Genomic DNA, 12,784 nt, shown 5'->3' on the forward strand with positions numbered 1-12,784 from the left:
CGGTCAGGCCTTCAGATGCAGGGTCACCAATACGGTGCATTCGGCGCCTTCGTCGAAACGTGCCGCGACGCGGAGCCAGTTGCCGAAGTGGCTGATGCGAGCTGCTGCGATTGAGTCTAGATCGGACGGCATCTGGAATTCGGTGCCCTCACGCACCCAATGCATCCCGTCCGGCGAGATTTCGACCCAACCCCTGGCGGCTCTGCCCAGAGGGGCTTTGAGGGCGCGAATGAAGAACACTGCTTCATGTGCCCAACCGGCCTCGTAGGGCTCGCTTGCCGCTTCACCGCTCCAGCGCTCGTTGCGGGCAATAATCGCGGTAATGTTCTCGGGCAGCATCAGAAGTCCCCTGAAATGCAAACGGAATCGACGTAGAGAAAAGCGCGTTTTGCGCTATCGGTCTCGGCAAACAGGCAGAAGTTCAGCATGCACCAGAGGTTCTTCATTGCCGGAATGCGAATGGAATCGAAACCAGAGAGATCAAAATGGCGATCGTTGCATTGCAGGCCGGTTGCCGTCATCGACGCCAGGTCGAAATCGAAACGAAGATAACTCCAGTTTACCTTGGTCGGGATCTCGTTGTAGCAAAGGCGCTGATCGCCGTCGGGCAGATCGAGCCAGCCCTCAGGCGACAGATGGTAGTGGCTAACTGTCTTGTCCTCGTTTCCGATAGGCTTGAACGGTGTGGTCTCGCGTTTGTACTGCCATTTCTGCAAATGCTTCCCGCCTTCGGCATTGAGGAAACGAAGATGCGGCATGACGCGCTCGCCATCACCGTCCCGGTCGCCACATTGCAGGTCGAAGAGAAAGCCGATCGAGCGAACATCGGTTTCGGAGAGTTTCAACTCGGTTGCTTCCGGCTTGAAGGTAAAGAACGCTTCAAAGCGGATCGGACCACGCGCCCGGAATGTATGCCGTTTGATCGCGACATTCTGGGCACCCGGCCGTGGCTTCGTTGCGATCTTCAGCGCGTATGAGGAACCCATGCCGCCATGCGAGCCTGCGTCCCAGTGGCTGAGGGTCGAAAGCATCGCGCTGGAATGCTGCGCATATCCGGGAAGCATCGAATCCAGCGTTTCTTCGTAATTGCCGACAAGCTGTGACCAGCCGCAGTGGCCGCGCGAGAAGTTGTCGAATGAGAGGATGCGGGGCAGGGGGTCGAAACGGCTGAGCGCCGGGTCGGCCCGCAGCATCGCAAGTCGCATCGCCTCTGTCATCTCGGCCGCCGTCGGAAGAGTGGATGTGGTCATTGCTCCTCTGCCCTCACTGGATGCGTAGCCGCTTGACGGCATCCCAATCGATTTCGACGCCAAGGCCTGGCGCGGAGGGCACGTCGAGCGTGCCGTCCTTCTGGCGCAGGCAGCCGGGTGCAAGATTTGCGAGGTTGCGCTTGAAGGGGCTCAGATCGCACTCGCATTCCATCACGCGGAAATTCGGCAGCGCCGACGCCAGATGAACGCTGGCTGTCTCGCAGATGATGCCGGACATGCCGATATGCGGCGCGTAAGCGACATCGTGCAGGCCGGCATATTCCGCCATGCGCCTCGTCTCGCTGATCCCGCCGGCTCGCGCGACGTCCGGCTGCAGTATGGAAAGCGTGCGGTTGGCGACAAGACGCTGCGCCTGATCGGCCACGAAATTGCTTTCGCCTGCCGCCAACGGCACGTCGCAGCGTTTCCGAAGCTCCTCGTAGCCCTGCTCGTTTTCAGGCGCGAGAGGCTCCTCGAACCAGAAATAGCCGTTGGCCGAAAGCGCGCGGCCGACTTCGACCGCCTCGTCCAGCGTATAGGCCCAGTTGGCATCGACGCAGAGTGCGACGTCGTCGCCGGCGCTCTTTCTCAAGCGTTCGATCCGGCGGCACGCCTCCTTGACGGGTTTGGCCATCTTCACCTTGATGCGCGGGAAGCCTTCGCTCGTATAGCGCTCGAGCTCCCGGTCGGCCTCGGCATCCTCCACCCAGTTGATGGCGGCCGCATAGACGTCGATCCTCTCGCGGCCGATACCGCCCAGGAGCTTGGCGATCGGCAGGCCCGCCGACTTTCCGAGGATATCCCAAAGCGCGATGTCGACACCGGCGATTGCCTCTATCAGCATCCCGCCGGCGCGCCCTGAAAGAGCGCGGCGCATGGATTGCCAGAGTGCTCCGATGTTGCGGGCGTCCTGCCCGATGAGCCGGGGCTTAAGCGAAGTCTCGATCAATTCCGCATAGGCCTTGGGGGAAAACCGCGCCAGGGTCTCGCCGACGCCGACGATGCCATCCGCGGTGCGGACCTCCACCAGGACAATCGACACCTGATTATAGGCGCCCCAGGACGTGACGGTCGGCTTCGGCAGCGTCTGCGTCAGGGGGTGGGCGATCACGTCGGTAATGCGGATCGCGTTGGTCGTGCCGATGTTCCCGTTGTCCATTGGCCTGTTCGCTCGATGTTTCTCTCGCCGCTTCCGGCTGTCTCTGCTAGTTCTAGCCACAGATCATCATCTTGGCAACTGATAAACCTAGTTGCTAAGTTAGAAACTGAATGATAGCGTTGAGATCAATGAGGAGAGAATGACAGAAAACCAGGGACGGAAATCCGTGTTTGCTGCCAAGCCAGCCAGCCCCTCGCGACTTGCGGATGGCGTATCCGATGCGATCGCGGCTGCGCTTTTTGATGGCCGTATCTCGCCCGGCGAGCCGCTGCCCCCGGAAGGCGAAATCGCCAGGGAGTTCGGGGTGTCGAAGCCGATCGCCCGCGAAGCGCTGCGGCAGTTGACGGCGGCTGGCCTCATTTTTACGCAGCAGGGCAAGGTCGCGCGGGCAAAGACGCTGAGCGGCGAACCGATGGACAAGATTTACGGCTATGCCGTCCGCTCCAGCCTGAAGCGGCTGCAGGAGGCTAATGAGATGCGCCGCGTCGTGGAGACCGGTATTGCACGTCTCGCCGCCGAGAGGCGCGACGCCGAGGGTCTTTCCGCCATGCGTCAGGGCCTTGCCCAGATGTCGGCTTCGCTTCTTGAGCCCGCCGGCTTTACCGATGCCGATATTCGCTTCCATCTCGGACTTGCCATGGCGACCGGCAACTTCATGATACGGGTGCAGATGGAAGGCATGCGCTCGGTACAGCGCGAAGTGTCCGAGCTGTTTTCGCGGCGCGCCAACCGCAGCGATGCCGACTGGCGTGCCACGATCGCCCGTCACCAGGCGATATACGATGCGATTGCCGCCGGTGACGCCGATCTCGCCGAACAGAAAATCCGGGCTCATTTCGACGCCGCGGATATCGCTTCGCTTGAAGTGGCTGACAAGCTTTCTGGTGATCAGGCATGACGGCGGCGCGCTTCTCGTTGGCGAAGAGACGTGCGCTGGTGACGGGCGCCAGTTCGGGTATCGGACGGGCCGTCGCGCTCGGCCTTTCCCAGCATGGCGCTGATGTCGTCCTGCACCATTTCGGCAATGAGGCGGGCGCGCGGAAAACCGCGGCTGAAATCGGCGGAAACGTCCCGATCCTGGAGGCGGATTTCACAATGCCTGGCGCTGCGGAGGCGATTGCGGAAAAGGCGCTACGCGACTGCGGCCCGATCGACATCCTGATCGCCAACGCGGCAATTGAGCGACGCATGCCATGGGCTGAAGTCGATACGGCGCAGATCACCGCGCATATGACGGCGAATTTCGCGACGCTGATCTCGCTCGCAGGCAAACTGATTCCCCCGATGGCCGAGCGCGGTTGGGGGCGGGTGATCGCGACTGGCAGCATCATGGCCGCGAGGCCACGTGCGGAGACGCTGGTCTATGCCTCGCTGAAAGCAGCGCAGCTGACCGCCGTCCAGGCCATTGCGCGCGACGTTGGTTCGCGTGGAGTGACGCTCAATGTCGTCTCCCCCGGCGCGATCGAGATCGAGGCCAATGCGGAGCGTTACGGCGACGCCGCGTTTCGCAAGGCGGTTGCAGCCAAGATCCCCATCGGCAGGCATGGCCGGCCCGAGGATGTGGTCGGAGCTTTCGTCTTTCTGTGCAGCGATGCCGCAGGCTACATCACCGGCGCGAATATTCCCGTTGACGGAGGATGGTCGATTGGCGATGCGCCCGGGTCGCTTCCGGGGACAGCGGCATGAGGAGAGAAAAGACAATCAGGCAGAACGCTCTGCCACCGCGGTCCGGCGTTTGAAGTCAATCGCGCGGACAGCCTGATAACCCAGCGACCAAGGGAGGAAACCATGAGGGCCGCACTAGCAGGTATTGCAGCATCCGCTCTGACACTGTTGATGACGACGACCGCCGCATTCGCGACCGATCTGCGCATGACGGTGTGGACGGGCAGCGAAGCGCATCTGAAGATGCTGAACGGCATCGCCGAAGGCTTCAAGAAAACCCATCCCGACGTCAATGTCCGGTTCGAGACGGTGCCGGTCAACGACTATACCCAGAAGCTTACGTTCCAGATTGCCGGCGGCAATGCGCCCGATATCGCCTGGATGATGGAAGACGCCGCGCCGGCCTTCGAAAACGCCAATCTGCTGATGGATCTCGGCCCCACCCTCAAGGCGACCGAAGGATATGACTTCGCCGACTTCTCCGAGCCGGCAATGGGCCTGTGGCAGAAGGACGAGACCGTCTACGGCATTCCGTTCTCCACATCGCCCTTCCTGATCTACTACAACAAGGACATGTTCGACAAAGCCGGGATCGAGGATCCTGAACAGCTTTATGCCAAGGGCGAGTGGAACATGGAAAAGTTCCAGGAGGTCGCCAAGAAGCTTGCCGAGGCCAATCCGGGAAAATGGGGCTTCGAATTCAAGGACGGCGAAGGCTACGCATCGCGCATGACCCACGCCTTCCTGCCGCCGATCCGTGCATATGGCGGCGACATCTGGTCCAACAAGCAGTGTGGCTTCGACAAGCCGGAAGCCGTCAAGGCAATCAAGCAGCTTCATGACATGGTCTTCAAGGACAAGTCGATCGTGCCGCCTGGTGAACAGGGTGATTATTTCTCCGGCAATTCGGCGATGACGATCAATCAGATCTCGCGTGCATCGAAAATGGCGGAAGCCGGCTTCAAGTGGGGTCTGGCGCCGTTGCCGGCAGGCCCGGCGGGTGAATCGCCTGTCATCGGGCAGGCGGGTCTCGTGGTCTTCGCCTCGGGCAAGAACACGGAAATCGCAGCACAGTTCGTTGCTTACATGACCAACAAGGAAAATGTCGCCACGATGGCGCAGTTCTTCCCGCCCGCGCGCAGGAGCGTTCTCGAAAGCGATGCTTTCGTCAACAGCAACAAGCTCGTTTCGCCGCAGCAGATGAAATATGTGGCCGACGCAATCGCCAAGGGCCGCGTCCACCCTGCGCATGAAAAGGCGCCACAGATACAGGCGGCCATGGCACCGCGCGTTGATGCCCTGTGGAAGCCTGATGCCGATGTGGACGCCGCGATCAAGGGCATCTGCGCGGCAATTCAACCTCTGCTCTAAGCGACAGATGATGACCGAGACAGTCCGCAGCACGAAGCGTACCCGGGAGAGGCCCTGGCTCACGCTGAAGATAAGGGAGATGATGGAGGCATGGCTTTTCGTCAGCCCCACCCTCATCGGCTTCCTCATCTTCTTCCTGGGGCCACTCTGCGCCGTCGTCTACTATTCGATGACGGAATGGAACCTGCTGACCCAGCAGGCGACATTCGTCGGGCTGCAGAATTTTCACAACGCACTGCTGGAAAACCCGGATTTCTGGCATGTCGTGCGAAACTCGGTCATCTTCGCTCTGGGGCTGGTGCCTCTCAACATGGCACTGGCGCTGGCGCTTGCTCTCGCGCTTTCGCGCCCCTTCTTCGGCGTCGTGTTCTTCCGCACCGTCTTCTTCGCCCCTGTCATCACATCGGCGATCGCCTGGGCGATCGTCTGGAAATTCATCCTTCAGGGGGAGGGCGGCTTCATCAATCAGGTGCTGGCGCTGGTCGGCATCACGGGGCCGAACTGGCTGCGCGAGCCGAACTGGGCGATGGCGGCCGTCATCGTCACGCGTGTCATCAAGATGGTCGGCCTGAACATGATCCTCTACATCGCCGCCTTGCAGGCCATTCCTCGCGATTATGAAGAGGCAGCACGCCTGGAAGGCGCCTCGCGCTGGCAGGTCTTCCGGATGATCACTTGGCCGCTACTCGCGCCCGCGACGCTTGTCATCATGGTCATCACCACGATCGGATCGTTCAAGGTCTTCGACCATATCTACCAGATGACGGGCGGAGGGCCCGAGAACGGGACGTTGGTCCTTGCATTCTACATCTACCAGCAGGGCTTCAAGTTCTTCAATGTCGGCTATGCCTCGGCGCTGGCGCTGATCATGTTCGTCATCGTCATGATCCTGACACTGCTGCAGGTGTTGCTGAGACGGAAGGGATCGGAATGACGACGACGCGCCGCTCGATTGAAATCCTCTACCGTGTCTGCTGGACGCTCGCGCTCCTGATCGCTGCCATTCCTTTCGTCTTCCCGTTTATTTGGATGATTTCGGCCGGCTTCAAGAGCGTGACCGAGATCTTCGGGGCTCCGACACTCATTCCGAGTGTCTGGCGCTGGCAGAACTATATCGAGGTCTTTACCTATCAGCCCTTTGCCCGGCAGTATTTCAACTCGCTCTACATCGCGATTGTCGTCACCGGCCTTACGCTTCTGATCTCTTCGCTCGCAGGCTATGCGCTTGCCCGCTTGCGCTTTGCCGGCGCGGGCCTGCTGATGCTGTTCCTCGTATCGGCGCTCATGGTTCCCGAGGAGGTGACGATCATTCCGAACTTCTTCCTGATGCGCTGGCTGGGTCTCGTTGATACACATTGGCCGCTTATCCTGCTGCCGACCTTCGGTCCGCAGGGCGTCATGGCGACGTTCCTGATGCGGCAGTATTTCCTGGCGCTGCCGAAGGAACTCGAAGAGGCGGGGAAAATGGATGGTCTCAGCCGCTTCGGCATCTGGTGGCAGGTCGCCTTGCCGATGTCGCGCCCGGCGCTTGCTGCCGTTGCCATCATCACCTTCCTGCATTCCTGGAACCTATTCCTCGAGCCGCTGATCTTCGTCAGCTCGCTCAACATGTTCACGCTGCCGCTCGCGCTCTCGAATTTCAACGACAGCTACGGCCTTCCGCTCTGGAACCTGCAGCTTGCCGCAACAAGCCTGGCGGTGGTGCCGATCCTGATCGTCTATCTGATCGCCCAGCGTCAGATCATCGAAAGCTTCGCGCTGTCAGGCGTGAAAGGATGAGAAAGCTTCTCGCATGACCAGTGTCTCGCTCAAGGGAATTGTAAAACGCTTCGGCTCCATCGACGTGATCCGTGGCGTCGATCTCGATATCAGGGATGGCGAGTTCGTCGTTTTCGTCGGCCCTTCCGGCTGCGGAAAGTCCACGCTGCTTCGCCTGATTTCGGGCCTGGAGCATATCAGCGACGGCGAATTGCGAATCGGCGAACGCGTCGTCAACGAGGTTCAGCCCTCGCAGCGCGGTGTTGCTATGGTCTTCCAGTCCTATGCGCTCTATCCGCATCTGACGGTTCGCGAAAACATGGGCTTTGGCCTGAAGGTGCGAAAGGTAGCTGCCGATGAACGCCAGCGCCGCGTCAACGATGCGGCCGCGACCCTGAAGCTCCAAGCGCTCCTCGACCGTTATCCCCGCGAACTCTCCGGCGGCCAGCGCCAGCGTGTCGCGATCGGCCGCGCGATCGTCGGCGAACCTGACGTCTTCCTGTTCGACGAACCATTGTCGAACCTCGATGCCGAACTGCGCGTGCATATGCGCTCGGAGATCGCCGGGCTGCACAAGCGCCTGTCGACGACGATGATCTATGTCACCCACGACCAGATCGAGGCCATGACCCTCGCCGACAAGATCGTCGTGCTGCGCGACGGCCGCATCGAACAGGTCGGCTCGCCGCGCGAACTCTACGAGCATCCCGCCAACATATTCGTGGCTCAGTTCATCGGCAGTCCGAAGATGAATGATTTGCCGGCCGTAAACACCAAGCTGCTGACGGATCATGTCTCCGTCCCGAGCGGCGCAGAGCGCGTTGGTGTGCGGCCGGAACACCTGAAGGTGGTCGATAACAACGGAAAAGCTGCCAAGGCCAGCGTCACGCTTTGCGAATATACAGGCGCCGCGACGCTGTTGCATGTGACTTTGGACGATGGGACACCCTGTCTGGTGCTCAGCGACGACAGGCAGGAATATGGCGCCGGTGACACCGTCGGCATTGCAGCCGAGCCAAACAGGCTGCATTTCTTTGGATCGGACGGCCGCGCGATCGCGTGAGAGCATCGCGTAGCGCGAAAGACCGGTTCGCTTGAGGTGTTCGGCGGGCGGCGACAGCCTAAACATCGCGCAGCCTTTCCGTGATGCAGGACCTTGCCCGGCAGGGCGCCAACGTGCTGGTAGTCGGACAGACATTCAAAGATCAGCAGGTCGCTACGTCCGTTTCCTGAAGGCGGCCGTCAGTCTGGTGAAAGATGTCAGTCGTCGCGGCCGAACTTCCTACCGAGAAGCTGGACCTTGTAATTATGACTACGGGGATCATAGAGCCGAAGCGAGAGGTGACGGCTGAAGGCATCGAGCGCGATCTGGCCGTCAGCTATCTCAGTCGATACGTCATTTTGAATGCGATCGCACCACCGTTGAGTGTCAAACGCGCGAATGCCCGCCTATCGTTGTCCGCCCGCGAGCTTCATGATAAGCGCAAGCTCTTCCTGGGGGATCACATGCAATTTTCGCTTCAGACCGTGCTGATGGTGGCGCAGACGCTCGCAAGCATTTCAACGCCCATCGCTATCCTCCTCGCCATTCGGCAGTTTCGGCTGGTTCGCCAGCAGGCAAAAAAACAATCCGACACCGCCGCCGTCAACTTCATCCTGCAGGCGGAAGGTCAGTTCGACCGCGCGATGGAAATGCTCATCAATGCTCCGCCAGCCGTTATCAGGCAGGCTTATGCGCCCGAGATCGACCCCTCCTGGAAGGACGAGGATCTGGCAGCCTTTATTTTCATGAAGCGACTGTTCGGGCAAGTTTCGCGCATGGTCTTTATCGCCCATAACCAGGCCATCGATCTCGGCATGTCACAGAAGGATCGGGAAGACCTGATTGTCGATTGGGAGAATACGCTCATCAAGTATCGGGAGCACCCGGTCATGCGTCGGATTTTTGAAAATGCCATGCGCAACCAGGACTACAACCGGCACATGCTGGCCATGTGCCGAAAGATATTCGACGGCTCATCCGGATCGTCTCCGAACTAAGCGCCCGGTTCTGTTCAAGCAGCCCGCCGGCAGAGGGTCACGACGAAAAACTCGCGATAACAAAAGTCCGGCTGATCAAGAAGGCTATCCGGATCCCTGGCCAAGTTCTCCCAATAGCGATGGTCGCTCTCGGGTAAATCGTAATCCGGCGCTACCGTCGTGAAATAGGCGATCAGATCGCGGACATAAGCGCGGGTATGCGCGCCGGCTGGCGCCCAACGCTCGACGAGCCAACCGCGGCGCCAGAGCACGTCGATGCCGGTGTCGCGCAGCCGTGCCGGAATCGTGGAGCCGCAATCCGTGCCAAGCACGCCACGCTCACGGAACTTCCGCAGCCGCACCGCCATGAACCGGGTGAAAACGCCGTGATCCATCGGCAGGATCTGCAGCATTGTGGAATCGAAATCCTTGACGGCCATTATGCCGCCAGGCTTCAGAACACGGACCGCCTCGCCTGTGGCTAGCCTGAATTCCTCCGGCGTCAGATATTGCATGACATTTGCGGACCAGACGCAATCGAAAGATTGATCGTCGAAGGGCAACGAGAGGACGCTGCCGACGTGAGCACTGAAAAGCGGGCCGGTGTCGACCTTGCTCATCATTCCTTCTGCCCGCCGAACATTTTCGGGCGCGAGGTCGAGAGCCGTGACCGTGCCTTCGGGACCGGTACTATCGCAGATCAACGGTAGGAAGCTGCCGCTGCCGCAACCGGCATCGAGCACCGACCAACCGGGCTGAATGCCGACCTGCCGCAGTGCGCCCTCATATTCGGGACGCGATGATTCGAAGTGAAGATCGAGCCAGTCGACGCCGCTGGCTTCGTGACCCGTCGACGTTTCGTTCTTAGCTGACATCGATGCATCCCCCAATGATGGCATTTCTTCGATAGCAAGGCCCAAGGGCAAAGGCGAGGGATGGTTTCGCCCTTTCGCAAAATATCAACTCTTCCGACTTAGCCCGGGGCATTTGATGCGACACCGTAAAGTTAACCGAGCAGCGATGAAAATGTGGGATCTGGCGGTATGACCAGATTTGCACGTGATCCTCTCTATCGTCGCCACAGATTTCCAGCGGAAGTGATTGCCCATGCCGTTTGGCTCTATTTGCGGTTTCCGCTCAGCCTGCGCATGGTTGAGGATATGCTGGCAGCCCGTGGCATCATCGTCTCTCACCAGACCGTGAGACTTTGGGCTGAGAAATTCCGCCTTGAGACTGGCTTGAGTTTTGTGGAGTGGCGTCAGAAGGCCTGTTTGCATGCAGCGCTACCACAACTCGTGGCGGGGAATTCCGTCACAACGATCGCGCTTGACCTCGGACATAAAACCCCCGCGGCCTTCGCGTCAATGTTCAAACGAAGTTTCGGTTGCACACCACGCGAAATTGCTCGTCAACCCCAGAGGGGCCAAATAGCCGGTGTTTTCTTATATCGAGCCAGTGCGGAATGGGGTTTGCAGCAAAACTTGCAAAGCCCGCCAAAAGACAACCCCGGTGAGGAACGCGTGGGCGTATAGAGGGTAACGCGTTAGAGCAGCATTCGGCCCGAAGGCGCCGCAGCATGAGGCAGCGGCCATTCGCGCGACATCGTCCAACCAGTTGGACATTATGTTCATTACACGCGGCTAGTTTGCCGCGACCCACCGGCCTATTTTAGATTGCCGGGCAACCTACGGCGCAAGGACCGCATGAATGACTGATAGACCCCGCTTGAATGAAACGGCCGTGGGAATACCTCCCCTCTCGGAGCCTGAGGAGAACATCATCATCGCTGGCGTTCTTCTATCCATGCTGCTAGCCGCACTCGACCAGACGATTGTTGCCCCGGCCATGCCAACGATCGGCAAGGCACTCGGCCATGCCGATTACCTGCCCTGGGTCGTGACGGGCTATCTTCTGACCGCCACGGCGATGGCGCCGCTTTATGGAAAGATATCGGACGTATATGGGCGCCGCCCGACGATCTTCGCTGCCATCACAATTTTCCTTGCCGGGTCGCTGATCAGTGCGCTGGCGCCAAGCATGCTGGTGCTGATCCTTGGCCGGGTAGTGCAGGGGTTGGGTGGCGGTGGACTCTTCGCGCTCTCGCAAACTGTAATCGGCGACCTTGTTCCGCCTCGCGAGCGTGCGCGTTATGCCGCCTGGATATCGGGAACCTGGGCCGTGGCGAGCGTCGCTGGTCCACTGTTGGGCGGCACCTTTGCCGAGCATTTCCATTGGTCCCTGATTTTCTGGATCAACATTCCGCTCGGACTGGTGGCCCTTGCGGTCATCAACAATCCATTGAAGAAGCTGGCTGTCGCGACCCGTAGGCACAGCATCGATGGCGCCGGCGCGGCTTTGCTGATCACCGCGACGACGCTTCTTTTACTCGCCCTCAACTGGGGTGGCAGCCGTTATTCTTGGCTTTCACCCGTCATTCTCGGGCTGCTCTGTTGTTCCGCGATTTTTTGGTTCCTTTTTTCAATGCGGCTGCGGCATGCTGCCGAACCGTTGATCTCGATCGAGGTTCTGGGCAATCCGATCGTGCGTTACGGCACGCTTGCAATGTTCCTTGGGCAGACCGCGAGCGTTGGTCTTTCCGTTTACATTCCTGTATATGGACAATCGTTCCACGGCCTTTCCGCCAGCGGCTCCGCGATCGTGATGCTCGGTCTGTTGCTAGGCACCGTGGCCGGGGCAACGTTCAGCGGACGCGCGATGCAACGAGTAACACACTACAAAAGGCTTGCGCTTTCCGGATGCGCACTCAGTGTCCTATGCTTAGCCATACTGGCGTTTCTGGCCGGTCGGACGTTGCTGGTTACGCTCGAAATTCTGACGTTCGGCGTCGGTTTCGGCTCCGGCATGACATTCCCAGTCGCGACGATCGCAGTACAGAACGCCGTCGATCAGGCGCATCTCGGCGTTGCCACGGGTGTTTTAACATTCCTGCGCTCGCTTGGGGGAGCCCTTGGCGTTGCCACACTTGGCGCCATCGCCCTTGGCAACGGCCTGCCGCTCGTTGGTGAGGCGATTCAAACCGTCAACGCCACGGCTACTTCGGCATTGCCGTTCACGTATATTTTCATCGCATGCGCCCTTTCGTCAGCAATGTCGTTTCTCCTTTTCCGCCTCATGCCGGAGAAGTCACTCCGCGGCCACGCCGAGAGCGGGATGGCCGTCGCTGTCGAATAGCTCTGAAATCGGCACACTCCTTGGTGCAGCGACAATATACAACCGTAGAGCGGCCCGATATTGCCGACGGCCAGGCAGACCAAGGCGTTGCCCACTCTCGGCCTGCATTGTCATCAAATGGAGCCGTGAGGTGCTATGCAGCCATGGGTGCTTTCGCCACTCGAAAAGTCATCACTTCGATGGCTGTCATGTGGCGGGACCATCGCCGAAATCGCCGCGCTTGAGGCGAAGTCCGTCATGGAAATCGAGCGCAGTCTTGAAGGTGGCCGTCGAAACTCTCCAGTTTCGAGCCTACTTCGTCGTAGCGCGCTGCCCGGTTTGCAATTGGGACTTGGCGCCAACTGCGCGAGTTCCATAATAGGGGCTTATG

The 12,784-nt window shown here is 59.8% G+C and carries 13 protein-coding genes; 9 read left to right on the forward strand and 4 right to left on the reverse strand.

From position 1 onward, the window contains the following. Positions 1 to 3: 3 nt before the first annotated feature. Genes ACPYOJ_RS16275 through ACPYOJ_RS16285 form a run of 3 tightly spaced genes read right to left on the reverse strand, consistent with a single transcriptional unit; the run spans position 4 to position 2,409 of the window. A complete protein-coding gene (locus ACPYOJ_RS16275) occupies positions 4 to 339 on the reverse strand; it encodes a hypothetical protein (protein ID WP_481417188.1) in 336 nt (111 codons plus the stop codon). Continuing rightward, positions 339 to 1,205, reverse strand: a complete 867-nt coding sequence (locus ACPYOJ_RS16280; RefSeq protein WP_481417213.1) for a DUF6772 family protein — start codon at positions 1,203 to 1,205, stop codon at positions 339 to 341. Before ACPYOJ_RS16280 ends, ACPYOJ_RS16275 begins: the two co-directional genes overlap by 1 nt. Before the next feature lie 58 nt (positions 1,206 to 1,263). Further along, positions 1,264 to 2,409, reverse strand: a complete 1,146-nt coding sequence (locus ACPYOJ_RS16285) for a mandelate racemase/muconate lactonizing enzyme family protein (RefSeq protein WP_481417189.1) — start codon at positions 2,407 to 2,409, stop codon at positions 1,264 to 1,266. A gap of 139 nt (positions 2,410 to 2,548) precedes the next feature. On the opposite strand from ACPYOJ_RS16285, the gene ACPYOJ_RS16290 reads away from it, so the two are divergent. The 7 genes from ACPYOJ_RS16290 (at position 2,549) to ACPYOJ_RS16320 (ending at position 9,243) form a co-directional block, all read left to right on the forward strand. After that, positions 2,549 to 3,307 carry a FadR/GntR family transcriptional regulator gene (locus tag ACPYOJ_RS16290; protein ID WP_481417190.1) on the forward strand — a complete coding sequence of 253 codons (759 nt, stop codon included), beginning with the start codon at positions 2,549 to 2,551 and terminating at the stop codon, positions 3,305 to 3,307. After that, positions 3,304 to 4,095, forward strand: coding sequence for an SDR family NAD(P)-dependent oxidoreductase (locus ACPYOJ_RS16295; protein ID WP_481417191.1), 792 nt, complete (start codon positions 3,304 to 3,306; stop codon positions 4,093 to 4,095). Before ACPYOJ_RS16290 ends, ACPYOJ_RS16295 begins: the two co-directional genes overlap by 4 nt. A 102-nt stretch (positions 4,096 to 4,197) precedes the next feature. Further along, positions 4,198 to 5,445 (forward strand): ABC transporter substrate-binding protein, encoded by a 1,248-nt coding sequence (locus ACPYOJ_RS16300; protein ID WP_481417192.1) that lies wholly within the window; start codon positions 4,198 to 4,200, stop codon positions 5,443 to 5,445. A 10-nt stretch (positions 5,446 to 5,455) separates the two neighbouring features. Further along, entirely contained in the window at positions 5,456 to 6,379 is a 924-nt protein-coding gene (locus tag ACPYOJ_RS16305) for a carbohydrate ABC transporter permease (protein WP_481417193.1), read from the forward strand. Next, positions 6,376 to 7,224, forward strand: a complete 849-nt coding sequence (locus ACPYOJ_RS16310; protein ID WP_481417194.1) for a carbohydrate ABC transporter permease — start codon at positions 6,376 to 6,378, stop codon at positions 7,222 to 7,224. The genes ACPYOJ_RS16305 and ACPYOJ_RS16310 overlap by 4 nt, the downstream gene beginning before the upstream one ends. Before the next feature lie 13 nt (positions 7,225 to 7,237). Further along, the gene (locus ACPYOJ_RS16315; RefSeq protein ID WP_481417195.1) at positions 7,238 to 8,266 is read left to right on the forward strand and encodes an ABC transporter ATP-binding protein; all 1,029 of its coding nucleotides are present in this window, start codon (positions 7,238 to 7,240) and stop codon (positions 8,264 to 8,266) included. A gap of 245 nt (positions 8,267 to 8,511) precedes the next feature. Further along, positions 8,512 to 9,243 carry a hypothetical protein gene (locus ACPYOJ_RS16320; RefSeq protein ID WP_481417196.1) on the forward strand — a complete coding sequence of 244 codons (732 nt, stop codon included), beginning with the start codon at positions 8,512 to 8,514 and terminating at the stop codon, positions 9,241 to 9,243. A 14-nt stretch (positions 9,244 to 9,257) separates the two neighbouring features. On the opposite strand, the gene ACPYOJ_RS16325 is transcribed toward ACPYOJ_RS16320, so the two are convergent. Next, positions 9,258 to 10,097, reverse strand: coding sequence for a class I SAM-dependent methyltransferase (locus ACPYOJ_RS16325; RefSeq protein WP_481417197.1), 840 nt, complete (start codon positions 10,095 to 10,097; stop codon positions 9,258 to 9,260). A 168-nt stretch (positions 10,098 to 10,265) separates the two neighbouring features. On the opposite strand from ACPYOJ_RS16325, the gene ACPYOJ_RS16330 reads away from it, so the two are divergent. Both ACPYOJ_RS16330 and ACPYOJ_RS16335 read left to right on the forward strand, forming a co-directional pair. Then, positions 10,266 to 10,754 (forward strand): helix-turn-helix domain-containing protein, encoded by a 489-nt coding sequence (locus ACPYOJ_RS16330; RefSeq protein WP_481417198.1) that lies wholly within the window; start codon positions 10,266 to 10,268, stop codon positions 10,752 to 10,754. A 175-nt stretch (positions 10,755 to 10,929) separates the two neighbouring features. After that, complete coding sequence (locus ACPYOJ_RS16335; protein ID WP_481417199.1) at positions 10,930 to 12,414, forward strand: MDR family MFS transporter; 1,485 nt, start codon at positions 10,930 to 10,932, stop codon at positions 12,412 to 12,414. Positions 12,415 to 12,784 lie beyond the last annotated feature (370 nt).

Source organism: Rhizobium sp. SVR5-9E, assembly GCF_056755095.1.

Bases quoted from the DNA above. Each gene is read 5' to 3' on its own strand.
- ACPYOJ_RS16285 (WP_481417189.1), bottom strand. From the start codon at position 2,409: ATGGACAACGGGAACATCGGCACGACCAACGCGATCCGCATTACCGAC.
- ACPYOJ_RS16335 (WP_481417199.1), top strand. From the start codon at position 10,930: ATGACTGATAGACCCCGCTTGAATGAAACGGCCGTGGGAATACCTCCC.
- ACPYOJ_RS16310 (WP_481417194.1), top strand. From the start codon at position 6,376: ATGACGACGACGCGCCGCTCGATTGAAATCCTCTACCGTGTCTGCTGG.
- ACPYOJ_RS16275 (WP_481417188.1), bottom strand. From the start codon at position 339: ATGCTGCCCGAGAACATTACCGCGATTATTGCCCGCAACGAGCGCTGG.
- ACPYOJ_RS16295 (WP_481417191.1), top strand. From the start codon at position 3,304: ATGACGGCGGCGCGCTTCTCGTTGGCGAAGAGACGTGCGCTGGTGACG.
- ACPYOJ_RS16330 (WP_481417198.1), top strand. From the start codon at position 10,266: ATGACCAGATTTGCACGTGATCCTCTCTATCGTCGCCACAGATTTCCA.
- ACPYOJ_RS16320 (WP_481417196.1), top strand. From the start codon at position 8,512: ATGACTACGGGGATCATAGAGCCGAAGCGAGAGGTGACGGCTGAAGGC.
- ACPYOJ_RS16305 (WP_481417193.1), top strand. From the start codon at position 5,456: ATGACCGAGACAGTCCGCAGCACGAAGCGTACCCGGGAGAGGCCCTGG.
- ACPYOJ_RS16290 (WP_481417190.1), top strand. From the start codon at position 2,549: ATGACAGAAAACCAGGGACGGAAATCCGTGTTTGCTGCCAAGCCAGCC.
- ACPYOJ_RS16325 (WP_481417197.1), bottom strand. From the start codon at position 10,097: ATGTCAGCTAAGAACGAAACGTCGACGGGTCACGAAGCCAGCGGCGTC.
- ACPYOJ_RS16280 (WP_481417213.1), bottom strand. From the start codon at position 1,205: ATGCGACTTGCGATGCTGCGGGCCGACCCGGCGCTCAGCCGTTTCGAC.
- ACPYOJ_RS16300 (WP_481417192.1), top strand. From the start codon at position 4,198: ATGAGGGCCGCACTAGCAGGTATTGCAGCATCCGCTCTGACACTGTTG.
- ACPYOJ_RS16315 (WP_481417195.1), top strand. From the start codon at position 7,238: ATGACCAGTGTCTCGCTCAAGGGAATTGTAAAACGCTTCGGCTCCATC.